General features: G+C 61.2%; 15 protein-coding genes. 4 read left to right on the top strand and 11 right to left on the bottom strand.

What is annotated here, in order from left to right; genetic code table 11:
• Complete coding sequence (locus RBB49_RS03590; RefSeq protein WP_306141286.1) at positions 1 to 3,177, top strand: efflux RND transporter permease subunit; 3,177 nt, start codon at positions 1 to 3, stop codon at positions 3,175 to 3,177.
• A gap of 22 nt (positions 3,178 to 3,199) precedes the next feature.
• Here RBB49_RS03590 and RBB49_RS03585 read toward each other — a convergent pair whose 3' ends face one another.
• From RBB49_RS03585 to RBB49_RS03575, 3 genes are all read right to left on the bottom strand, one after another.
• On the bottom strand, positions 3,200 to 4,153 hold the full coding sequence (locus RBB49_RS03585) for a class I SAM-dependent methyltransferase (RefSeq protein ID WP_306141285.1): 954 nt from the start codon (positions 4,151 to 4,153) through the stop codon (positions 3,200 to 3,202).
• A gap of 140 nt (positions 4,154 to 4,293) precedes the next feature.
• Entirely contained in the window at positions 4,294 to 6,729 is a 2,436-nt protein-coding gene (locus RBB49_RS03580) for a methyl-accepting chemotaxis protein (protein WP_306141284.1), read from the bottom strand.
• Between the two features lie 181 nt (positions 6,730 to 6,910).
• Positions 6,911 to 7,669, bottom strand: a complete 759-nt coding sequence (locus RBB49_RS03575) for an SDR family NAD(P)-dependent oxidoreductase (RefSeq protein ID WP_306141283.1) — start codon at positions 7,667 to 7,669, stop codon at positions 6,911 to 6,913.
• Between RBB49_RS03575 and RBB49_RS28355 the strand changes: the two genes are divergently transcribed.
• Both RBB49_RS28355 and bfr read left to right on the top strand, forming a co-directional pair.
• On the top strand, positions 7,651 to 8,037 hold the full coding sequence (locus tag RBB49_RS28355; RefSeq protein ID WP_336623384.1) for a (2Fe-2S)-binding protein: 387 nt from the start codon (positions 7,651 to 7,653) through the stop codon (positions 8,035 to 8,037). The two genes, RBB49_RS03575 and RBB49_RS28355, sit on opposite strands and share 19 nt — an antisense overlap.
• 15 nt (positions 8,038 to 8,052) lie before the next feature.
• Entirely contained in the window at positions 8,053 to 8,538 is a 486-nt protein-coding gene (gene bfr / locus RBB49_RS03565; protein ID WP_306141281.1) for a bacterioferritin, read from the top strand.
• A 4-nt stretch (positions 8,539 to 8,542) separates the two neighbouring features.
• Here bfr and RBB49_RS03560 read toward each other — a convergent pair whose 3' ends face one another.
• The 4 genes from RBB49_RS03560 to RBB49_RS03545 all read right to left on the bottom strand — a co-directional run bounded on the left by RBB49_RS03560 (position 8,543) and on the right by RBB49_RS03545 (position 12,766).
• Positions 8,543 to 9,256 carry an ATP-binding cassette domain-containing protein gene (locus RBB49_RS03560; RefSeq protein WP_306141280.1) on the bottom strand — a complete coding sequence of 238 codons (714 nt, stop codon included), beginning with the start codon at positions 9,254 to 9,256 and terminating at the stop codon, positions 8,543 to 8,545.
• Between the two features lie 6 nt (positions 9,257 to 9,262).
• Positions 9,263 to 10,963 (bottom strand): ABC transporter permease, encoded by a 1,701-nt coding sequence (locus RBB49_RS03555; protein ID WP_306141279.1) that lies wholly within the window; start codon positions 10,961 to 10,963, stop codon positions 9,263 to 9,265.
• Between the two features lie 4 nt (positions 10,964 to 10,967).
• A complete protein-coding gene (locus RBB49_RS03550; RefSeq protein WP_306141278.1) occupies positions 10,968 to 12,185 on the bottom strand; it encodes an ABC transporter substrate-binding protein in 1,218 nt (405 codons plus the stop codon).
• 125 nt (positions 12,186 to 12,310) lie between these two features.
• Complete coding sequence (locus tag RBB49_RS03545; RefSeq protein WP_306141277.1) at positions 12,311 to 12,766, bottom strand: Lrp/AsnC ligand binding domain-containing protein; 456 nt, start codon at positions 12,764 to 12,766, stop codon at positions 12,311 to 12,313.
• Between the two features lie 140 nt (positions 12,767 to 12,906).
• On the opposite strand from RBB49_RS03545, the gene putA reads away from it, so the two are divergent.
• Complete coding sequence (gene putA, locus RBB49_RS03540) at positions 12,907 to 16,047, top strand: bifunctional proline dehydrogenase/L-glutamate gamma-semialdehyde dehydrogenase PutA (RefSeq protein ID WP_306141276.1); 3,141 nt, start codon at positions 12,907 to 12,909, stop codon at positions 16,045 to 16,047.
• Positions 16,048 to 16,856: 809 nt separating this feature from the next.
• Here the strand turns inward: putA and hrpB are convergent.
• From hrpB to RBB49_RS03520, 4 genes are all read right to left on the bottom strand, one after another.
• Complete coding sequence (gene hrpB / locus RBB49_RS03535; protein ID WP_306141275.1) at positions 16,857 to 19,328, bottom strand: ATP-dependent helicase HrpB; 2,472 nt, start codon at positions 19,326 to 19,328, stop codon at positions 16,857 to 16,859.
• An 11-nt stretch (positions 19,329 to 19,339) separates the two neighbouring features.
• Positions 19,340 to 20,383: a glucokinase gene (gene glk, locus RBB49_RS03530; protein WP_306141274.1), complete on the bottom strand. Its 1,044-nt coding sequence runs from the start codon at positions 20,381 to 20,383 to the stop codon at positions 19,340 to 19,342.
• Positions 20,380 to 20,811, bottom strand: a complete 432-nt coding sequence (locus RBB49_RS03525; protein ID WP_306141273.1) for a methylglyoxal synthase — start codon at positions 20,809 to 20,811, stop codon at positions 20,380 to 20,382. The genes glk and RBB49_RS03525 overlap by 4 nt, the downstream gene beginning before the upstream one ends.
• A gap of 185 nt (positions 20,812 to 20,996) precedes the next feature.
• Positions 20,997 to 21,848, bottom strand: a complete 852-nt coding sequence (locus RBB49_RS03520; protein ID WP_306141272.1) for a DUF1194 domain-containing protein — start codon at positions 21,846 to 21,848, stop codon at positions 20,997 to 20,999.
• Positions 21,849 to 22,101: the final 253 nt, after the last annotated feature.

The following is a 22,101-nucleotide window of genomic DNA, read 5'->3' as shown; positions in this document are numbered from 1 at the left end:
ATGTATACGACGTTCTTCAGGCAACCGCGTCTTGTTGCCCTCACGATCCTCGTCATAGTTGCGGCCGGGCTTTCGGCGCTGATCGGCATCGGGCGTCAGGAAGACCCGACGATCACCAACCTCTTTGCAACGGTGACCACGGTCTATCCCGGTGCGGATCCGGCAAGGGTCGAAGCACTGGTCACCGAAAAGGTGGAAGAGGAACTGCGCGAGATCGAAGAGATCGACGTGATCGAATCGACGTCTTCCTCTTCGATCTCGATCATTCAGATCGAGCTGCTCGACACCTTGCAGGACGACGTGATCGAACAGGTCTGGTCGGAGATCCGCGACAAGATCGGCGACGCGACCCGCGAGTTTCCGCAAGGCGTTTTCGAACCGGAATTCAGCACTGAAGGTGCCGGGGCATTCGCCTCCATCAGCGCCCTCGTCCCGAAGCATGACAGCGTGTCGGATGCCGTCCTGCTGCGCTATGCCGAAGGCCTTTCCGATGTCTTGCGGAATGTACCTGGAACAAAGTCGGTTGAAATTTTCGGCGAGGCCGAAGAAGAAATTCTGGTCAGGATCGATCCGGCGCTCCTGGCATCGCTGTCGCTGACGGTCGACCAGGTATCGGCCGCAATCAGGGCCGCGGACGCAAAGGTACGCGCGGGCCGCCTGCGTGCGTCAGAGCGCGAGTTCCTCATCGAGGTGGAGGGTGAGATCACCGCGCTCGACAGGATCCGGCAGATCCCCGTTGCAACGAGCCGGACAGGGCTTGTCACCCGCGTCGGCGATGTCGCGGCCGTTGGCAAGGGCAAACGGGAGCCGGTCGAGGAACTTGCCTTTTCGGGCGGAAGGCCGGCAATCCTCGTTTCCGCAAAGATTGCCGACGGGCTTCAGGTCGATGCATGGATGCAACGGGTGCGCGGCAAGATCGCGGAATTCGAAGCCGAGATGCCCTATTCCATCGAACATCAGCTGGTGTTCGACCAGAGTCTTTACACCATTGATCGTCTTTCCAATGTCGGCCTCAACATTGCGATCGGGATGGGTCTTGTCGTCGCGGTTCTGCTCGTGACCATGGGGTTCCGGTCTGCGCTGATCGTTGCAATGGTGCTGCCCGTGGTCACGCTCGCGTCCTTCGCCACCATGAGCATGATCGGCTTGCCGCTTCACCAGATGTCGCTCACGGGCCTGATCGTTGCCCTCGGACTTCTGGTCGATGCCGGGATCGTCATGACCGACGAGATCGGCCAGGCGCTGCAACGCGGACTGAGCCGGCGCGAGGCGGTCGGCAACGCGGTGCGCCGCCTGTTCGCCCCGTTGCTGGCGTCGACCGTCACGACCGCGCTGTCCTTCATGCCGATGGTGCTGCTGCCGGGGCCTGCCGGGGACTTTGTCGGGGCAATCGCAATCGCCGTGATCATCATGCTGCTGTGGTCATTTGTCGTCGCGGTCACACTGACGGCCGCCATTGCCGGCTGGGTGCTGCCCGCGCAGTCAAACAAGGCGCGCCGCGTCAGGTTTTCTCCGGCAAAGCTGCTGTCGGTGCCGTTCCGGTTCTCGCTGAAGATGGCAATGCGCAACCCGGCAAGCTCCGTCGCATTCGCTTTGGTGCTCCCCGTGATCGGTTTCATGAGCATGCCCACGCTGACGGCGCAGTTTTTCCCCGGTGTCGACCGGAACCAGTTTCATGTCGAGGTCGAGCTCGCGGATGGAACGGCGATCTCGCAGACGTCGTCCACGGCGCGGGAAATCGACAGGGTGCTTGCCGGAACCGAAGGCGTCGAGCAGGTCACCTGGGTTGTCGGAAAGAGCGCGCCGGCCTTCTACTACAACATCGTCGGCAACCGGGATCAGGCTCCGGCCTTTGCGCAGGCGCTGGTCACGACAGCGTCCGAGGAGGCGACCACCCGTCTCGTTCCGGCCCTTCAGGCGGAGCTTTCGGCACAGTTCCCGGGCGCACGGATACTGGTGCGCGATCTCGTTCAGGGACCGCCCGTGGATGCTCCCGTCGAATTGCGGCTGGTCGGTCCGTCGCTGGAAGTCCTGCGGGAGCAGGGAGATCTTCTGCGCGGTCTAGCGGCCCGCGTTGAAGAGGTGACCGTCGTCCGTACGACGCTGGGTGGCGGCGCGCCGAAACTCAAACTGTCCGTGGACGAGGACAAGGCGCGCCTGCTGGGTCTTGGCCTCGGAGATGTCGCGCAGCAGCTTGAAGCAACACTGGAAGGGGCAACCGGTGGCAGCCTCATCGAAGGCACGGAAGAGCTGCCGGTTCGCGTGCGCGTTGGTGATGCGAAGAGAGGCGATCTCTCGCGGATCGCCAGCCTGCCGCTCCTGCCCGGCAGCGGGGTTCCAGGGAGTGCCGACTATGAGGGGGTCCCTCTGTCGGCGATTGCCGATTTGCGGGTGGAACCTTCCGAGGGGCAGATCAACCGGCGCAACGGTGAGCGCACAAACACGGTTCAGGCCTTTGTCCAGTATGGTGTCCTCCCGGAAGAAGCTCTCAAAAAACTTCAATCGGAACTGGAACTTGCCGGCTATGCCTTGCCCGATGGCTATCGCATGGAAACGGGTGGAGATTCTGACGCCAGGGATGACACCCTGAAGAACCTGATCGGGTCGCTGGGTCTGATCGTGCCGCTTTCAATCGCTGCGATCGTGCTGACGTTCAATTCGTTCCGTCTTGCAGCCGTGACGCTTGCCGTTGCCGGTCTGTCCGCCGGGCTGAGTATCTTTGCGCTCGCCGTCTTTCAGTATCCGTTCGGGATCAACGCGATCATCGGCGTGATCGGTTCTATTGGCGTTTCGATCAATGCAGCCATCATCATCCTGACGGGCATGCAGCAAAACGAAGACGCGGCAAACGGCGACCAGGCCGCGATGGTCGACGTGGTCATGGGTTCGAGCCGGCATATTGTCTCGACCACGCTGACGACATTCGGAGGCTTTTTGCCGCTGATCCTCGGCGGCGGCGGCTTCTGGCCGCCCTTCGCAATGTCGATCGCGGGCGGGGTTCTTCTGTCGACGGTGATTTCGTTCTACTTCGCCCCGCCCATGTTCGCGATGGTCTATGCCCGCAGGCGAAAATCTGTCGAACAGGTCCAGGCGCATCCTGACCGGGACGCGGAGCGCGCCGAACAGGACGGAACATGGTCGAACGACAACTATCAGTCGGCCATCGCAGCGGAGTGAGGCGCACTTCAGATTCACCGCGCTAGCGGCTGCTCCATCTGGAAAAGAGCGAGGTTGATAGGGCGCGGTCGCCGTTCTCTTCTGCGATCACGAGTTCACCCGATTCCAGAAGCCCGCCCTGGTCGGCAAGTGTTTCGGCCATGAGTTCATGAATGGACAGGAAACTGGAACGGATCGCATAGGCTGTCAGGATCATGAAGAGCGAGTCCCTGGTCAGCAACTGGCGCAGATCCTGAAGCATGCCCGGCAGGCTGGTATAGAGGTCCCAGACCTCGCCCTTGGGGCCGCGCCCGTATTTGGGCGGATCGAGGATGATGCCGTCATAGGTGTTGCCACGGCGCACTTCCCGGGCGACGAACTTCGAGGCGTCCTCGCAGATCCAGCGGATCGGAAGATCTTCAAGGCCCGACAGCGCCTGGTTCTCGCGGGCGTAGCCGATGGCTTTCTTCGACGCATCGACATGGGTTACCTGCGCCCCCTCTGTCGCCGGGAGCAGCGAAGCCAGCCCGGTGTAGCCGAAGAGATTGAGGATCTTGAGCGGTTTGTCCGGGGCGCGGCTGCACGCCTCACGCACCTTGCCGTTGACCCAGTCCCAGTGCGCTGCCTGTTCCGGAAAAACGCCCACGTGCCGGAAGGACATGAACCGGCCGTTGTAGCGGACCGGGCCATAGGACATCGGCCAGGTTTCGGGCACGTTCCCGGAATACTTCCAGCGGCCCGGGCCTTCCTCCTCCGTATCGCCGGAGAAGATCGCGTCCGCACGGTTCCAGACGCTTTCCTTCAGTTTGCGGGTTCCCATGGCCTGTGGTTCGGGCCTGACGATTGTGAAACGTCCATACCGTTCGAGCTTCTCGCCCGCGCCCATGTCGAGCAGGCGATAGTCTTTCCAGCCCTTTGTTTCCAGGATCACCGGCCAGGACTGTTCGGGAGGGGAGCCATAGGGGGCAAAGGCTGAGGCGCCAATCTGCTTCGCCAAGACGGTTTCTCGCTGGATTTCGGGTTTGGTTGCCTCCGCCATAGTCCTCCGGACCGGCGAGGTCAATCACGGAACGGATCGGAAAACGAAAAAGGGCGGAGTGCATGGCACTCCGCCCTGATGCTGGTTGCCCTGGTTGATCAGGCTGCGGCGACTTCCGACAGGAACTGTTCGACTTCCTGTTTCAGCTGATCGGTCTTTTCCGTCAGTTCTCCGGATGCCGACAGAACCATGTCGGCCGAGGAGGACGTCTGGTCGACGGCCTGTGACAACTGGGTCATGGAAGATGACACTGCGCCGGTGCCCTGCGCGGCACGCTGCACGTTCTGCGAAATCTCCGCCGTCGCCGCGCCTTGCTCTTCCACCGCCGACGCGATGGCCGTGGTGTAATTGTTGACCTCGTTCATTGTTTCGGCGATTTCGCCGATGGCAACGACCGATTCCTTCGTGGCGTTCTGGATCTCGCTGATCTGGGAACTGATTTCCTCGGTCGCGCGGGAGGTCTGCGTAGCCAGTTCCTTCACCTCTGAGGCAACAACCGCAAACCCCTTGCCCGCTTCGCCCGCACGGGCCGCTTCGATGGTCGCGTTGAGCGCCAAGAGATTGGTCTGTTCGGCGATCGCCTGGATGAGCGTCACGACTTCACCGATCTTCGTTGCGGCTTCTGCGAGACCTTCGACCTTCTCGTTGGTCTCCCGGGTCCCGGTTGTTGCGCGTCCGACGATTTCGGTGGTCTGTGCAACCTGGCGGGAAATTTCGCCGATGGAGGCAGCGAGTTCTTCCGCGGCACTGGCAACGGTCTGAACATTCGTCGTCGTTTCATTGGAGGACGACTGGGTCTCGTTCGCGTAGCCGGCGCTGTCGCGCGCGATTTCCGTCAGGGCCTGAGCGGTGTTGTCGAGGCCGCCGGCTGTCGAGGCGACGGATCCGAGCGCGTCTTCCGCGGTGGCGCGGAAGCTGTTGATCAGGTCGTCGACCCTTTGCTGACGGGCGTGACGGGCTTCTTCTTCCTGTGCGCTCTGCTCCTGGAGATGCGCGCGTTCGACGGCATTGTCGCGGAATACCTGAACCGTGCGGCTCATATTGCCGATTTCATCGCCGCGCTCGATGCCCGGAATGTCGACTTCGTTATCGCCGTTGGCGAGCCTGTCCATGACATTCGTGATCGTCTGGATTGGCTTGGTGATTGCCATGTTCAGGATGAAGGCAAGACCGACGCCGCCGAGGATCGCGAGCAGGATCGTCATGATGATCTGCAGCTCGGCGGATCCTGCTGCGCTGTTGGCAGCCTGGGACTGTTCGCTGGAAATTGCGGCAATGTCGCCGCTGACCTCACGCGTCAGGCTGTCGAGCTGCTGGCGTTTTGCAAGAAGCTCGGTTTTCGCCGTCAGCATTTCCTTGAAGGACTTGTCGAGCGTTGCGACGGATGTCGCAATCGCCTCGATGGCTTCTGCCGCGGAGGGAAGAACGTTCGCGTATTTGACGAGTTCTTCTTCAAGCGCCACCAGGTTCCCGATCTGGGTCTCCACGGCTGTCTGGTCTTCAACGCCGAAGGAGCCAAACAGATAAAGCAGTTCTGCGCGCGCCGACTCCGATGCCCTGCTCAGCGACTTGGCCTTGTCTGAAATCGAGCGGATCGTCGCAAGGCGCGTGGACGCCGTCAGAGCATCGCTCTTTGCCTGATCAACGACGGGAGCGACCTGGGTCAGAACCTCGTCGGTCTGCGCATCCATTTCCTCGATACCGGTGCCGACCGCAAGCCGGGCCTCGTAGCCTTCCGAGAAACCCAGCTCCCTGTTGAGGTTTTCAACCACGGCCAGAAGGTTCTTGGTCTTGGCGGCAAGTTGCGCCAGCGTCTTGGGCTGCATGCCCTCGATCTGCTTCATCCGGATCTGCTTTGCGGATGCAACCAGTTCGCTCGCGATCTGGATCGCGCTTTGCAGAGCGTCACCCTGCAGGTTGCCGTTTCCTTCCAGATAGAGAAGCTGGATCTTGGTGACACCGTCCTTCAGCTCGAAGATGCCGCGCTGGATGGCAGCAGCATCGTCGAGACGGCTGTCTGCGGAAAACGCCTCGGCACTGACCTGCTTTTCTTCGGTCAGCACAGCATCGTTGATGGTGAAGGCCAGCTGTCCGAGATCCGACGTGCTTTGGCGCAAGGTGGACAGGCGCTCCGCCTGCTGGTTGGTCTGTGCGACCACTTCACCGAACGTCGTCTCGAATTTGGTTACGGCGTCCTGGGCGCCGGCCACCTGGCTGGCTGCATCCGGATTGCCCTTGACCTCGTGCCCCAGCTCCTGAAGGGAAGCGCTGAGCTTTCCGATTTCCTGGTTGACCGCCTCGCTCAACTCCTGTGTCGGAGCGTTGAGATAGTCTTCCCGCTTGATCGAGGTTGCCTGCACCTGGCCGGCGACTTTGGCCGCATGATCTGCAACCACGAAACTCGACGAAAGGTTCTGGACGGCGAAGTAGCCGACTGCGCCGACAACGGCGGTCAGAAGCAAAACGGCGAAGAAGCCGCCCCCGACCTTGAAGCCGAACTTCAGGTCAACCAAAGACTTTACAATCTGTTTCATACGATCCCCGCATGGCTGTATTACAGCATTTCCCTTTAGCGAGTGTCGCGGGAAGCAATGAATTTTGCGTAAATTGGATGCGTATTTCTCTCGTGCGGGTATACACAGTGATTGTAAAAAACACAGATGTAGTTGCTCATACTTTGTTCTGAAATGGAATAAGACCTTTTCGGAGCAAGCTTTATACGTGTTGTCCGCCGTTTATGTGGATCTCGGATCCCGTTACGTAAGAACTTTGCTCGGAACAGAGATAGTAGATCGTGTCCGCAACCTCATCGGGCAGGCCCAGGCGTCTGAGCGGGATGTCCTCGACCAGTTTTTCCGTTCCCGGCGAAAGAATGGACGTGTCGATCTCGCCCGGAGCTATGGCATTGACGCGGATGCCGTGCGGCCCGAAGTCTGCGGCCATCTCGCGGGTCAGCGCGGCAAGGGCTGCCTTGGACGTGGCATAGGCGGTCCCCGCGAAGGGATGCACGTGCATGCCGGCGATCGAGGTCACGTTCACGACCGACCCGCCGGCCGATTTCAGTTCCTCAAACAGGCCGCGCCCAAGCATGATGGGCGCAAAGAAATTGACCTGGAAGACGGTGCGCCATTCATGCATGGCCGTGTTGATCGAGTTCAGCCGTTCTCCCTCAGGCCCCTTCGGACTGATGCCGGCATTGTTGACCAGTGCACTCAGCCGGGAGTCGTTCGCTTCAAGACGCTTGCGGATTTCCTGCACGGCGAAACCGAGGTTTTCGGGATCGGAGAGATCGACCTGAATGTGATCTTCCGGTCCCATGGGCCAGGGGCACTTGTCCGAAAAGGCCTGCCGCGAACAGGTAATGACACGCCAGCCCGCCGCGGAAAACCTTTTGACGGTCGCATGGCCGATGCCGCGGCTTGCGCCCGTCAGAACGAGTGTCGGGCGCGTGTCGGATGTATCCTTGCCGCTCATTTGGGGTTCCCGTCATTTGCTGGATGAGTCAGAAAAAGTTGACTCTTATAGTAGGGTTTCGTTATTGCGCATTAAACCCCAAATGCCAATATGCTCCGGTAAACGGACACTGTGCGAACCCTACTATGATCGTATGCTCCTGTAATGTCCTTTCTGAAAAGCAGCTTCGCGAAGCGGCTGAGGAAATGCGTGCGGACCCGAACGGAAAGGTGCCGACACCTGGAGCAGTCTTCCGGCATCTGGGTTGCCGTCCGCGATGCGGCAGCTGTTTTCCGTCCGTCATTGACATCATTCATCAAAAAGGCTCTGAAGAGGAGCAGCAGTCCGAGGCGCAACCGGCAACGCTGAAACGCGCCGCAAGCCGATAGCAAGGAGAGGGTCTTATGAAGGGTGAAGCACAAGTTATCGAATACCTGAACAAGGCCCTGCGTCACGAACTGACTGCGGTGAACCAGTACTGGGTGCATGCACGCCTTCTGGCCGACTGGGGCTTCGGCAAACTCGCCGACAAGGAACTCGAAGAGGCCGACGAGGAGCGCCAGCACGCGCAGGACCTCATGGACAGGATCATTTTCCTGGAAGGTCTGCCCAACCTGCAGACGCTGGACCCGCTGCGGATCGGGCAGAATGTGAAGGAATGCCTGGAAGGGGATCTGGCAGCTGAATATGTCGCCCGTGCGCTTTACCACGAGGCGCGGGAGATCTGTCGCGATCTTGGCGACTACGTTTCCATGGCGATCTTCGAGAAGCTGCTTGCCGACGAGGAAGGCCACATTGATTTTCTGGAAACCCAGCTCGACCTGATCGAGCGGATTGGCATCGACAATTATTCGCTGCTTCAGTCGAAGTCGGCCGACCAGGCAGAATGACGCGTCAGCGTTGCACCGATACCGGTTTCCCGTGGGCGAAGCCGGCGCAACCGGTTTCCGGGTCCCTGCCGTCGAGATAGTGGATCATGCCGCCGGCTGCCGCGGCGTCTTCCCGATCATGGGTCACCAGCAGCACCGGCAGGTTCTTTTCCCGCGCCAGGCGGAAGACAAGGTCGCGGACATCGGCTCTGCGGGTCTGGTCGAGGCTTGAAAAGGGTTCGTCGAGGAGCAGCGCCTTCGGGTCCGCCAGAAGGGTGCGCATCAGCGCAACGCGGGTCTGTTGTCCGCCCGAAAGCGTCGCCGGATCGCGTCCGGCAAAACCGGCCAGCCCGACATCCTCAAGAGCCTTCTGGGCGGCTTCCTTCCGCTTCGATCGCGTATTGACCGAGGGGGGCAGCGCAAACAGAAGGTTCTGCAGCACGGACATGTGCGGGAACAGCAACGGCGATTGAAACATCAGCCCGATGTGCCGTTCCTGTGCGGGCAGCCCTGTGAGGTCTTCACCGTTCAAAAGGAGTTTGCCTTCCGCCTGAAAGGCCGGTTTCAGAAAACCGGCGATGAAGTCGAGCAGGCTGGATTTCCCGCTGCCGCTTTCGCCCATGATGGTCAGGATTCTTCCGGGACGGATCTGGCAGTCGATGCTGATCAACGGAGCGCCTTCCAGCCGCAGGCAGACCGAGTCCAGAACGAGACCGGATGTATCTTCCTTCGCGTGCATCCGTCGCTACCTTTCCAGCCGCATCGCGGCCCGGTTTCTGAATACCAGAGATGGCACCAGCGCTGCGAGGACAAAAGTCATCAGCGGAATGATCAGCTGCAGAACCGCATAGAGCGCGGCGACCTGCCGATTGCCGCCACTGGCAAGCGCCACGCTTTCCGTCGTTACGGTCACGATGCGTCCCGCGCCGATCATGAGCGTGGGCAGATACTGCCCGACCGACACGGCCGCAGCCACGGCGAATGTCACGAGAACCGGCCTCAGCAGAAGTGGAAGCCGGACCTGCCAGAAAACCCGTGCTCTGGACGCGCCCATCGACGTGGCCACCTTGGCGTAGCGCGGATCGAGCCGGTTCCAGGGATCGCTCAGGGCGAGAAAGGCGTAAGGGAACACAAACACGAGGTGTGCGAGCAGAACTGCTACGAAAGTCCCGCTCAAGCCGCCGACAAGAAACAGCATCTGCAGCCCGAACAGAAAACTGATCTGTGGAAGCAGCAGGGGGAGAAAGATCAGGACGTTGAGTTTTCCCTGGGTTGATACGTTGCGGACGCTGCGGTCATCAAGCAGCCACAGGGTGAGTGCGGTGGCAATGCCTGCGGAAGCAAAAGCAAGGGCAAGCGTTGCAGCCAGCGCCGGTGCGCCCATGCCGAAAGCATCCGCCATGCGCCCAAAGCCCCACTTCTGTGGCGCAATGGCTGGAAACCACCAGGATCTTGCAGCGGTCCAAAGAGCCAGCAGCGCAATGGACAGCATCATGACGGCGACGATCAGGATCATCGGGTAGAGGCCGGCCTGGCGCGCCAGGAAATCCTGCCTGCGGCGGCGGCCGCTGCCATGGCGCGCGCGCTGCCAAATCCCGGCGAGGCGTTCAAGGCCAAGATAGGTCAGCAAGGCGCAGGCACTGACGAAAAGTTGCAGCAAGGCACCTGCGGAAGCCATCAGACGCTTGCTCAGGTCGGGATCGTTCATCCAGGCGACCAGGCGGGGAGCGAGTGGCGCCGGCGTCGTGGGGCCGAGGATCTGTGCCACGTCGACAACCGAGGTCGAATAGGCGATCACCGCCAGCATCGGCAGCCGGATCAGGGGATAGATCTGTGGCAGGACCACCTTGAAGAAAACGCTCATCCGGCCATAGCCGAGACTTGCGCCCGCCTTGTAAAACTCCTTGATGTGCGGCCTGTTGAGGGCTGCGAGCGTCATCAGGAAAAGAAACGGCACTTCCTTTGCCACAAGTCCGAAGGTCATGGCGAGGCCGGCCGGGTCGTTCAGGATCAGAAGGTCCGGCGGACGGGTCCAACCCGTCGCCCAGGGCGAGAACAGGCGCACCAGGAAGCCGGACGGCGCAATCAGGAACGCAAGTCCGATCGCCGCTGCGGCATGGGGAACGGAAAGCAGCGGCGACAGGAAACGCGTCAGACGCTGGAAGGTGCGTGTCTCGGACCAGCCCGCCGTGAAGACGAGCACGATCGCCAGCGACAGGATCGATGCTGCCAACCCGGTGCCGAAACTGAGCAGGACCGACTTCGTCAGACCGGGCATCTCGAACAGGTCGCGCAGCGGATCGAGGGAAAGCGACGTGTAGCCCAGCACCGGCAGGTAGCCGAAGGCAGGCAGAAACGTGCCGGCCAGGCCGGCAAGAACCGGGCCTGCCAGCAGGATCACCACGAGCAGCGTCGGAAAGTCGGGTCTGCGGCCTTGTGCCGGCAATGGCTTATTCGCTGCCCGCGCCGTAGCGCGCGGTCCACGCCTCCTCAAGTGCGGCAACCCAGCTTGGGTGCGGTTCCGGCAACACCGGTCCAAGGTCCTCGGGCGACAAGGTCGCAGGGCCGAGGTCGATGGCATCGAACAGCGCTTTTTCGTTCGCGGGCAGCGCGGCCACATTCAGCACAGTCGGATCGCCCCAGATCTCCGGTTCCTGCTTTCGTGTCTGGGCCATCGGGCTCAACAGGAAATTCGCATAGACCTTTGCACCGGCCTGATTGGAACTGTTGAAGGGAATGGCGACGAAATGCGTGTTGCCGATCGTGCCGCCATCGAAAACGAACGTGCGCACCGTTTCGGGCAGTTCGCCGTTTGCAATCGCGCCTGACGCGTCCCCCGGATTGAAGGAGAAGGCGATGTCGAGTTCACTGTCGGCAAGCAGCTGGCGCATGTCAGCCGCGTTTTTCGGAAAGGCCTTCCCCTGTCGCCACAGATGCGGGTGCAGGTCGTCCAGGAAGGCGAACAGTGGCGCAGCCGTTTCCTCAAAATTGCTTTCGTCCACCGGAGACGACAGAACGGACCTGTCCGCGACCGTGTCGGCCAGCGCCTGTTTCAGGAAGGTCGTTCCGTAGAAATTCGGCGGCTGCGGATAGGAAAACCGTCCCGGATTCCGCTTTGCATACTCCAGGAGCCCGTTGAGATCGGAAGGCGGTGTCTCCAGTCTGGCGCTGTCATACATGAAGACCAGCTTGGCCATGCCCCAGGGACTTTCCTGTCCGTCGGTCGGAACGGTGAAGTCGATGGCAACCGTCGGCTTGTTTTCGACATCGACATATTGCCAGTTGGGCAGGGTTCCCACCCAGCCCGGTGCTGCCAGAAGCCCGTTTTCCTTCATCGACGCAAAATTTTCACCGTTGATCCAGACTAGGTCGACGGCACCGCCGTTCTCCTTGCCGACGGACTTTTCCGCAAGCACCTGCGAGACGACGTTCGCCGTGTCGCTCACCTTCACATGGACCACACGGACACCGTGGTCGCGCTCGACTTCGCGCGCCGCCCATTGAATATACGCGTTGATGCGCGGTTCTCCGCCCCAGGCATGAAAATAGACGGTCTGACCCTTGGCGTCGTCGAGGACAGCTTGCCAGTCCAGGTCCTGGGCTGGTGCCGAAAGGGCGGTCAGAAGGAGTCCGGCAATGCCGGCGGCAGTGGAAAGCAGTCGCTTCATCCAAATCCCCAGTTTGTTTCCTTTTGCTGACAGTTCCCTCGCGCATCCGGCCTGACACGGTCAACACAAGGCTTTGTGAATGAGGCAAGTCAAACCCGCGCTTTCTGGTGCGCTTGGAGGATCGTTCACACGGGCAGTATATGCGTGTCCTTGATTTCTTCCATGACGGCATAGGTATGTGTTTCGCGGACGCCGGGAAGGGCGAGAACCACGTCGGACAGGAACGCCCTGTAGGCTTCCATGTCCCTGACGCGGCTTTTCATGAGGTAATCGAAGCCGCCGGCCACCATGTGACACTCAAGGATGTCCGGGGCGCGTTCAACTGCACGTTTGAACGCGTCGAAGATTTCCGGCGACGTTCTCTCAAGCCGGATCTCGACGAACACCAGAAGGCCGCGCTCGACCTTCCTCGGATCGAGTGTCGCCGAGAATCCTTCTATGTAGCCTTCGCGCACAAGACGCTTCATGCGCTCCGCCGTTGCGGTCGGCGACAGGCTGACCCGCTCGGCGAGGTCCGTGTTGGTAACGCGCCCGTCTTCCTGCAGCACTTTCAGGATTCTCCGGTCAGTCGCATTCAGCATTATGAAATTCTCTAAAATTTTTCAACGGGCGACACAATAAACGGAACTAAGGCTGAAAAACAGTGAAAACATCCGATTAATTTGCATTATTCTAGAGAAATAATCTGATCCCGCTTGATGAGGCGTATTGGGAGGTGCTCATGCCCGCAGCCGCTGCCGCAATGACAACGATGAACGATGCGGACCTGGTGCCGTTCCGCTCTGCCTATGCTCCGGATGAACGCAAAACCGTCGAAGCGCTTCTGAAGGAAGCGGCGGGTGATCCGGTTGTCGAGAAGCTGATCGATCAGCGCGCGCGCGGCTATATCCAGGACATGCGCGCTGTGCAGGTCGGTCTGGGTGGGGTCGAGGACTTCATGCGCGAGTTCGGCCTGACCACCCGCGAAGGCCTTGCCATGATGGTGCTGGCAGAGGCATTGCTGCGCGTTCCAGATGCCGGCACCGCAGACAAACTGATTGAGGACAAGCTTGCCGCTGCCCGGTTCGATGACCCGTCTGGCCACAAGTCCGACACCTGGCTCGTGTCCGCATCATCCTGGGCGCTGGGCGTGACCTCCCGCCTGCTTCATCCGGGCGATACGCCGCAGAGCATCCTCTCCAGCCTCGTCAAGCGGATGGGCATGCCGACCGTGCGTGTCGCAACGCGCAAGGCCATGACCCTGCTGGGGCATCAGTTCGTGCTGGGTGAGACGATCGAAAAAGCGCTGGAGCGTGCAAAGGTCCAGGAAGCCAGGGGCTACCGCTATTCCTACGATATGCTGGGCGAGGGCGCACGCACGGCCAGGGACGCGGAGCGCTACTTCCAGTCCTATGGCAATGCCATTGAGGCCATTGGAAAATCGGCGGGCGACGAGGCGCTGCCGAACAGGCCCGGGATTTCGGTCAAACTGTCCGCACTGCACCCGCGCTATGAAGCCGTCAACGGCGAGCGCGTCCGTGACGAATTGCTGCCGAAACTGCGCGAACTCGTGCAGATGGCGAAAGACAGGAACCTCAATTTCACGGTCGATGCCGAAGAGGCCGACCGGCTGGAGATTTCGCTCGACGTGATCGCGGCTCTGCTCGCCGATCCCGTGACCGAAGGCTGGGACGGCTTTGGCCTTGCGGTGCAGGCGTATCAGAAGCGCGGTGCCGACGTGATCGACTGGCTCGTCGGCGCAGCCCGCAAGAGCGGCCGCAAGCTCATGGTGCGTCTCGTCAAGGGCGCTTACTGGGACACGGAAGTCAAGCGGGCCCAGGAAGAGGGTGTCGACGGCTATCCGGTTTTCACCCGCAAGGCGGCGACCGATCTCTCCTATCTGTGCTGCGCCAAGCGCATGCTTGCAGCAAGGGATGTCCTCTACCCGCAATTTGCCACCCACAATGCCCTGACGGTCGCGCAGATCATCGAGCTTGCCGGAGGTTCGTCCGATGGCTACGAGTTCCAGCGCCTGCACGGAATGGGGGAGAGCCTTTACAAGTCCGTCTGCGAGCGCGACGGCTTTCCAACCCGGATCTACGCCCCTGTCGGCGGATACAAGGACCTTCTGGCCTATCTCGTGCGCCGTCTTCTGGAAAACGGCGCCAATTCGTCCTTCGTGACCATTGTCGGCGATAGCTCCGTTTCCGTTGATGCCATGCTGAAACGCCCGGCAGAAATCCTCGACAACGGCCATCATGCGGTCAATCGCTCGATCCCGCTGCCGGTCGATCTTTATGGCGACAGCCGCCGCAACGCGGAGGGCGTCGAATTCGGCTGTGCCGCCGAACGCAATGCGCTAGTCGGCGGCATGGCCCGGACGCACGCACCGTTCACGGACGCCGGTCCTCTTGGCAAGGGGCTCACCGCAAACGGCGAGGCGCACCCGGTCTTTGCGCCGATGGACGGCACCACAAAAGTTGGGACAGTCCGTTTCGCCGACACGCAGACAGCGCGCAGGGCCATCGACGAAGCACAGAAGGGTTTCGAGGCCTGGTCGCGCAAACCTGTCAATGAACGGGCAGCATGCCTCGAACGCCTCGGTGATCTGCTGGAGGAAAAGCGCGACCGGCTGATGATGATCCTCTCCATGGAAGCGGGAAAATGTCTGCCGGACGGCATTGCCGAAATCCGCGAGGCCGTCGACTTCTGCCGCTACTATGCCAACGAGGCCAGAACGCTGTTCGGCGAGGGCCGGCTGATGCCGGGCCCGACCGGCGAGGAGAACCGTTACCGCTATCGCGGCAGGGGCGTCTTTGTTTGCATATCGCCCTGGAACTTCCCGCTCGCCATTTTCCTCGGACAGATCAGCGCCGCACTTCTCGGCGGCAATGCGGTTGTTGCAAAGCCGGCGGAGCAGACGCCGCTGATTGCCTTTGAGACCGCCAAGCTGATGTACCAGGCCGGGATCCCCGAAGACGCCTTCTTTCTCGTGCCGGGCGAAGGCGATATCGGCGCTGCGCTGACCTCGCATCCGGCCGTCGCCGGTGTTGCCTTCACCGGGTCGACCGAAACCGCCTGGGCGATCAACGGAACGCTCGCGGCCAAACGCGGCCCGATCGTACCTCTGATTGCCGAGACCGGCGGCATCAACGCCATGCTGGTGGATGCAACCGCGCTGCCGGAACAGGTCTGTGACGATGTCATGATGTCCGCGTTCCGCTCCGCCGGTCAGCGCTGCTCGGCGCTTCGCCTGCTCTATGTTCAGGACGACGTCGCCGACACGCTGCTTGCGATGCTCGAGGGCGCGGCGAAGGAACTCAGTCTTGGGGATCCGCGCCAGCCGTCAACGGATATCGGCCCGGTGATTGACGACGAGGCCCGAGACAATATCATGGCGCATATTCACGACATGAGTGATAGCCAGACACTTCGCTTTGCCGGCAAAACACCAGATGGAGATCTTGCCAACGGCTCCTGGGTCGCGCCGCACATCATTGAGCTCGACAAGGCCGAAGCGCTGACCCGGGAGGTCTTCGGTCCGGTTCTGCACGTGGTGCGTTACAAGGCCGGCGACATTGACCGGGTTCTCGACCAGATCGCGTCTACCGGGTACGGGCTCACGCTCGGCGTTCACAGCCGCATTGACGCAACGGTCAAGAAAGTCGTCGACCGGCTCTCCGTCGGCAATGTCTATGTCAACCGCAACACCATCGGCGCTGTCGTTGGCACCCAGCCCTTTGGTGGGTCGGGCCTTTCCGGAACCGGGCCTAAGGCGGGTGGCCCAATCTACCTGACCCGTTTCGCATTGGAGCAGGTGGTTTCCATCAACACCGCCGCCGCCGGCGGCAACGCCAGCCTCGTCGCCGCCTCGGACGATTGAGCGGGCCCGAACGGGTCATATGATCGCTGGGCTTAAAATACCTCGCCCGGCGGGAGAGGTCGGCGCGCATGCGCCGGGTGAGGGGACAAACCACGGCGGGAAAACCAACTTCCGACCCCTCACCCTGACCCTCTCCCGGCGCGAGAGGGGACTTTCGCTTCCACCTCTTCGCAACGGCCCGCCCAATAAAACAACCTCATCCTGAGAAGGACCGTCAGGTCCGTCTCGAAGGATGGGCCACATGGCTCTGAACAAGCCTTGCATCCTTCGAGACAGCGCTCCCGCGCTTCCTCAGGATGAGGCCTTTGCGCCTCGTCTTTCTCCGTCATTGCAGGGCTTGATCCACTGCTGTCCGGTTTAGAAGTTGCGATCGAACTTATGCCGTTGAGAAGCTTCACAATTCCGATCGACACCAAGTCGGGTAACAGACTTGCTTCCCGGATTTGTCGTCCCGGTTTGACGCATGTGCGGCAAGACCGGGATCCAGTACGCCGTGTCGCCGCAGGTTAGATGACGATGGAGAAACAAGAGGGTACTGGTTCCCTGCCTTCCGCTCCGCTTCAGCAGGGATGACAAGTTCATCGACCAGGGATCGCCGCAATAGATCATTGCCGGGTTAAACCGGACAGCAGTGGGCTTGACCCTGCAATCCATGTCGTAAGGGTTCCGCGCGAAATTCCAGCGGGTGTGGAATGAAGCGGCATGAATACCAGGACCGTGCTATCGCATGACCACGATTGCTGTTGGGCTGGCCCATTGCAGCGTCGCGTCTGAATAGCTCAACAGACGGGGAACACAACCACGAGAACTCACTTCCCCCTCGGTTTCGCCCGCCGTGTCGCTTCTGCTTGCATCGGGTCATCCGGCCAGGGGTGTTTCGGATAGCGGCCCTTCATGTCGGCTTTTACATCCGCCCAGGATCCCGCCCAGAAGCCGGGCAGGTCTTTTGTGACCTGGATCGGTCGTTGCGCGGGGGACAGCAGTTCCAGGATCAGCGGCAGTTTCCCGTCACAGACGCTCGGATGCTGCGTGAGGCCAAACAGTTCCTGGACACGGATCGACAGCGTCGGCCCTGCGGCTGCACCATAGTCGATCGGCACCTTGCTGCCGGTGGGGGCCGTGAAGTGGGACGGGGCAAGCGCCTCCAGTCTTGCCGAAGCATCATAGGGCAGAAGGCCGGAAAGCGCGATTCCGAGGACCACGGCATCGACGGCGCCGATCGTGGTCAGCCCGGACAGATAAGGCTTCAGCCAGTCATCAAGGGTTGCCAGAAGATGCTGGTCGCTCAGGTCCGGAAGATCGGCGGCACCGTTGTCACGAACGTAGGCGACCCGCTTGCGCAGGCGAAGCTGATCTTTGCTCCACGGCAGCCGGGCTATGCCACGGCGGCAGATCTCCTTGAGGAGGGCTGTCTCGACGGCGTCCGGCGAAGCGGACTTGATCGCCGCCGTCTGTAGCTCCACCGCCTTGTAGCGTGTCACGCGCCGGGCCTTGAGCGCACCCTCGGGCGTGAGCTGAACATCTTCCTCCTCGACGATGTCCCCGGCAAAAAGGTCCTCGATCTCTTCTTTCGAGATCGGTGCGCAAAGCTGGATACGGCCATTGGCGGCCTTGCCCTGGACGTCCGCGACGACAAGGAACCGTTCCCCGGCAAGGGCGTGTGCCTGCTCCAGCTCTGCCCCGCGTCCGTTGGCAAGCCGGAAGCGGCCGGTCTGCCCGCGGGCCTGCGCGACCCGGTCCGGATAGGCGAGCGCGAGCAGGAGCCCCGCGCTCTCAATGTCGATGTCGGTGCCGCCGCCACCGGCCTGCTTGAGCCACCTTGCCGCCAGGGCCCGGCCATCCTTCGCGCGCTGCCCCTTGTCATGCCGCAAGGAGCGCAGCCGCGCGCGCAGGTCCGGGTCGCGCCCGCCGAGACCGGGTTCGGACAGACACAATGCAATGAGTGCCGCTGTATGTCCGGCTCCCCGGGAAATGCCTTGGATCAGCATGTGTGCCAGGCGCGGATGAAGCGGCAGATTTGAAAGAGCCTTGCCTTCATGCGTCAGGTGACCGGACGCATCAATTGCGTGAAGATCCGACAAGAGGAATTTCGCCTCGTTCCAGGCGGCCGCCGGTGGCGGATCAGCGAAAGACAGGCTGGCCGGGTCGAGGGTTCCCCAGGCCGCGAGATCGAGGACGAGGCCGGTCAGATCGGCTTCCAGGATCTCCGGAGCTTCGGTTGCGGGCAGAGCCATCGTCTGGGCTTTGTCCCAGAGCCGGTAACAGACGCCAGATTCTGTTCTTCCGGCCCGTCCGCGGCGCTGGTCCGCGGACGCGCGCGACACGCGCACGGTTTCAAGACGGGTGAGGCCGGTCTGGGGTTCGTATTTCGGCACGCGGGCAAGACCACTATCGATCACGACGCGGACGCCCTCGATCGTCAGCGATGTCTGGGCGATTGCGCTGGCGAGAACGATCTTCCGTGTCCCGTCTTCCGCAGGCTTTATCGCTGCATCCTGTTCCCTTGCATCGAGACCGCCGTAAAGCGGCGCGACCTTGCAATGTGCGGGGATCTTGCCCGACAGAAGATCCGCGACCCGCCGGATTTCACCCTGTCCGGGGAGAAACACCAGGAGCGACCCTGTTTCCTCATGCAAGGCCTGGTGGATCGCTCGGGCAATCTGCGGTTCGATCCGGGCCTTCGGATCGCGGCCGAGATAGTGCGTTTCGACCGGGAAACTGCGTCCCTTGCTTTCCAGAACCGGGGCGTTGCCGAGCAGATCCGATATGGAGGCGGCATCCAGCGTCGCCGACATGGGCACGAGCCGCAGGTCTTCGCGCAAGGCCGATTGCACGTCAAGCGCCAGCGCCAGCCCGAGATCTCCGTCAAGCGAGCGCTCGTGAAATTCGTCAAACAGGATGGCCGCGATGCCGGTCAGCTCCGGATCGTCGAGGATGAGCCGCGTGAACACGCCTTCGGTGATGACTTCGATGCGGGTTCTGGAACTGACCCTGGTTTCCATGCGGACCCTGTAGCCGACCGTTTCTCCGGGTCTTTCACCAAGCTCGCCCGCCAACCGCCGCGCGGCTGCGCGCGCGGCAAGCCTGCGCGGTTCCAGAACCAGGATCTTGCCGTCGCGCCGCCATGGCGCATCGAGCAGGGCCAGGGGTACGCGCGTTGTCTTGCCCGCACCCGGCTCCGCTACCAGCACCGCGTTTGTATTGTCCTGAAGGATCTGCTGCAGATCCGGCAGCACCGCATCTATCGGAAGTCTGGACGAGAATGTGCGGGACCCGGCCATGGCCTTGTGTCCTAGCCCCGAAGCGACGCGCTGCCGGCTGCTTTCCACTGACGCCCCTGCATGTCGACCGCAAAGGCGTTCGGCTCGCGGGCAAAGGAGGCAAGTCCTTCCAGAGCCGGGTCGGGATGGCGCACGATGAAGGTCGGGATCTTGCCCATCAGCGCTTCATGCGGCGACTTTGCCTCAAACGCGGACCGGAAGCCTCCGTCGGTCAGAAACCGCGATATTCGGGGAGTGATACCACCCGTGAGATAAACACCGCCGCGTGCCAGAACGGTAAGGGCGCAATCGCCTGCAACACGTCCGAGGCTTCGCGCAAAGATGTTGAGCGTCTTGACCGCAACCGGATCGTTGTCTTCCGCCGCCTGTGTGATCGTGGCGGGTGTGTCGAAGGACCTTTCGGCGTTCATCCAGACACCAACTGCCCGGGCAAGACGCGGCAGGCCCGTCCCGCTGAGAAGCTGCTCCGCGCCGATGCGGCCGCCAACACGTTCGATATGGGGCCAGATCTGGACATCTTCTTCACTGACCGGCCCGAGTTCGACATGTCCGCCTTCGCCGGGAACGGGGACCCAGGAGCCTGCAGCGAAAATCATCGCGGCGGCACCGAGCCCGGTTCCGGGTCCGAGCACGAATTTGGCGCTGTTCGCCCGGATGGAGCCGGTCCCCACCTGTTCGATATCCGCGCCGCTATAGCCCGGCAGGGCGAGAGCCTGCGCCTCGAAGTCGTTGAGGACGATAACCTCCTCCAGACCGAGATCGGCAATCATCTTGAGAGGCTCGATTACCCACGCGGCATTGGTCAGAGGGATGACGTCGCCCGTCACCGGACCGGCAACGGCGATTATCGCGGTTTTCGGCTTTTCCTCTGCCTCGGGAAAAACGGCGCTCCGGATCGCGGAGGAAATGTCCGGATGATCGGCTGTCGCGGTCTTGCCGCACATGCGTGTGGGCGTTTCGCTGCTGTCTACAAGCGCAAAACGGGCATTGGTGCCGCCGATATCGGCGACCAGAACGGGATAGGCGAAGGACTTGGAACCTGGCGAGCAATTCATGATTTGGACGTACCGACCTCAGGCGTATCGGATGTTGTCTGAAGCCCCTGCAGGCGTGCCGACCGAAGCAGGATGTCAGCCGTGGATTCGTTGAGGGCCATTGGAATGTCATAAACGAGCGCCAGCCGCATCAGCGCCTTGACATCCACATCATGCGGCATCGGGGAAAGCGGGTCCACGAAGAAGAACAGACCCTGCAGCTTACCCTCGGCGATCATCGCACCCAGTTGCTGATCGCCGCCGAGCGGGCCGCTCTTGAGCCGTTCAAGCGTCAGCTCCGGACAGGCTTCCAGGACGCGGCCGCCGGTTGTACCCGTGCCGACCAGACTGAACGCAGACAGTTTTTCGCGGTGGCGCACGGCGAAATCCACCATTGCATCCTTTTTCGCATCATGCGCAACAAGGGCAAGTGTCGGCGTGGCTGGCATTCGGGATCCTCTTTGCGGCAAGACGGATGGGCGGATTGGTTATTAGCCGCAAAGTCGGCACTACGCAAAGGGTGAAGCGCCGGAAGAAAGCGGAAAGGGTCGATTTCGGTGAAAAAATTCGGACGACAAAAAAAGCCGCGCCCTTTCCGGAGCGCGGCAGTCGATAGGGAGAAGACGTGGCTGACTTAGTCGAAAAGGTTGCACCGGACCGGTTCGCGGCCAGAAACTCTCTGAAAATAGGGATCGGGTTCCTTGAGGTGCAGGCCGGCAATCTCAAGGACAAGCTTCATTCTGATGGCATCCGCGAAGCCTTCCTTCGACCGGACGGGTATGGCAAAGGAGCCCGGTCCGCCGATCACGCAGTCTTCATAGTAGTGATCGAGGTTCAGCATCGCCTGCCAGGAGTTCTTGTTGGTCTTCATCATCAGCGGCAAGCCGTTGATTGTCACGCCCGCGGCGACCATGCGGTCCCGCATTTCGGTGACGGAGCCGCCCTGGTTGTTGGGACCGTCTCCTGAAATGTCGATCACCCTGCGCAGACCCATATACTGGTTGGTCTGGACCAGTTCGACGGACTTTTCCAGCGCCGACACGATGGACGTCCGCTGGACTTGCCTCAAGGGGGCTTCCGCGATCTTGGAGGCGAAGTGTGAGGCTGTGGCCGCGTCCTTGACGACAGTCCAGTCGGCGACGATGAAGTGCTCGTCGACGCCGCCCCATTCCATATAGGTCACGGCGACCCGGCCGATCGGACCGACCTGGATGGCGTCGATGAATTCCCGCGAGGTGAGAGCGGCAACATAGCCGGCTCGCTGGATTTCCTGCTCTTCTGTGTCCATGGATTGTGAGATATCAACCGCGAGTACGAGTTCCACGTCGACCTCGTTGGCCGGATCGTACGAGAGATTTGCGGTCGCAGGCATCGCCGGCCGGAGATCACGGGCTTCGGCGGGTAGGATAAGCAGCATGGCCGCTGCTGGAAGGGACAGCACTTTCGCAACTGTCAGTGCACAGTTTCTTATTATGTCGAGACGCATTGGTTTCTCCTTATTCCGGTCTTGCGACCGTGTTGCCACGTCTCCCCAGTGTTATTTTGTTGTTCTGTTACTCGATTTTACAGTCCTTGTAATTCTTGCTGAGGCGCTTGAAACGCCTTGGGTTAGCATCGGGTTTTACTTAGCAAGCTACGTGCCAAAACTAGCTGAAATCAATTTATCTGGCAAAATCAAATGTGCACGGAGTGCGTATATTCCACAGATAGGAACTTTCTGCCGGATTGCTAGGCAGAAT

The organism is Roseibium sp. MMSF_3412 (assembly GCF_030733265.1).
In the GTDB taxonomy this organism is placed as follows: Bacteria; Pseudomonadota; Alphaproteobacteria; order Rhizobiales; family Stappiaceae; genus Roseibium.
This window is presented reverse-complemented; position numbering and strand designations above follow the sequence as displayed.

Coding starts and splice junctions, on each gene's coding strand:
- RBB49_RS03590 (WP_306141286.1), top strand. CDS start 1: ATGTATACGACGTTCTTCAGGCAACCGCGTCTTGTTGCCCTCACGATC.
- RBB49_RS03580 (WP_306141284.1), bottom strand. CDS start 6,729: ATGAAACAGATTGTAAAGTCTTTGGTTGACCTGAAGTTCGGCTTCAAG.
- RBB49_RS28355 (WP_336623384.1), top strand. CDS start 7,651: ATGTATCCTTGCCGCTCATTTGGGGTTCCCGTCATTTGCTGGATGAGT.
- RBB49_RS03575 (WP_306141283.1), bottom strand. CDS start 7,669: ATGAGCGGCAAGGATACATCCGACACGCGCCCGACACTCGTTCTGACG.
- bfr (WP_306141281.1), top strand. CDS start 8,053: ATGAAGGGTGAAGCACAAGTTATCGAATACCTGAACAAGGCCCTGCGT.
- RBB49_RS03560 (WP_306141280.1), bottom strand. CDS start 9,256: ATGCACGCGAAGGAAGATACATCCGGTCTCGTTCTGGACTCGGTCTGC.
- RBB49_RS03550 (WP_306141278.1), bottom strand. CDS start 12,185: ATGAAGCGACTGCTTTCCACTGCCGCCGGCATTGCCGGACTCCTTCTG.
- RBB49_RS03545 (WP_306141277.1), bottom strand. CDS start 12,766: ATGCTGAATGCGACTGACCGGAGAATCCTGAAAGTGCTGCAGGAAGAC.
- putA (WP_306141276.1), top strand. CDS start 12,907: ATGCCCGCAGCCGCTGCCGCAATGACAACGATGAACGATGCGGACCTG.
- hrpB (WP_306141275.1), bottom strand. CDS start 19,328: ATGGCCGGGTCCCGCACATTCTCGTCCAGACTTCCGATAGATGCGGTG.
- glk (WP_306141274.1), bottom strand. CDS start 20,383: ATGAATTGCTCGCCAGGTTCCAAGTCCTTCGCCTATCCCGTTCTGGTC.
- RBB49_RS03525 (WP_306141273.1), bottom strand. CDS start 20,811: ATGCCAGCCACGCCGACACTTGCCCTTGTTGCGCATGATGCGAAAAAG.
- RBB49_RS03520 (WP_306141272.1), bottom strand. CDS start 21,848: ATGCGTCTCGACATAATAAGAAACTGTGCACTGACAGTTGCGAAAGTG.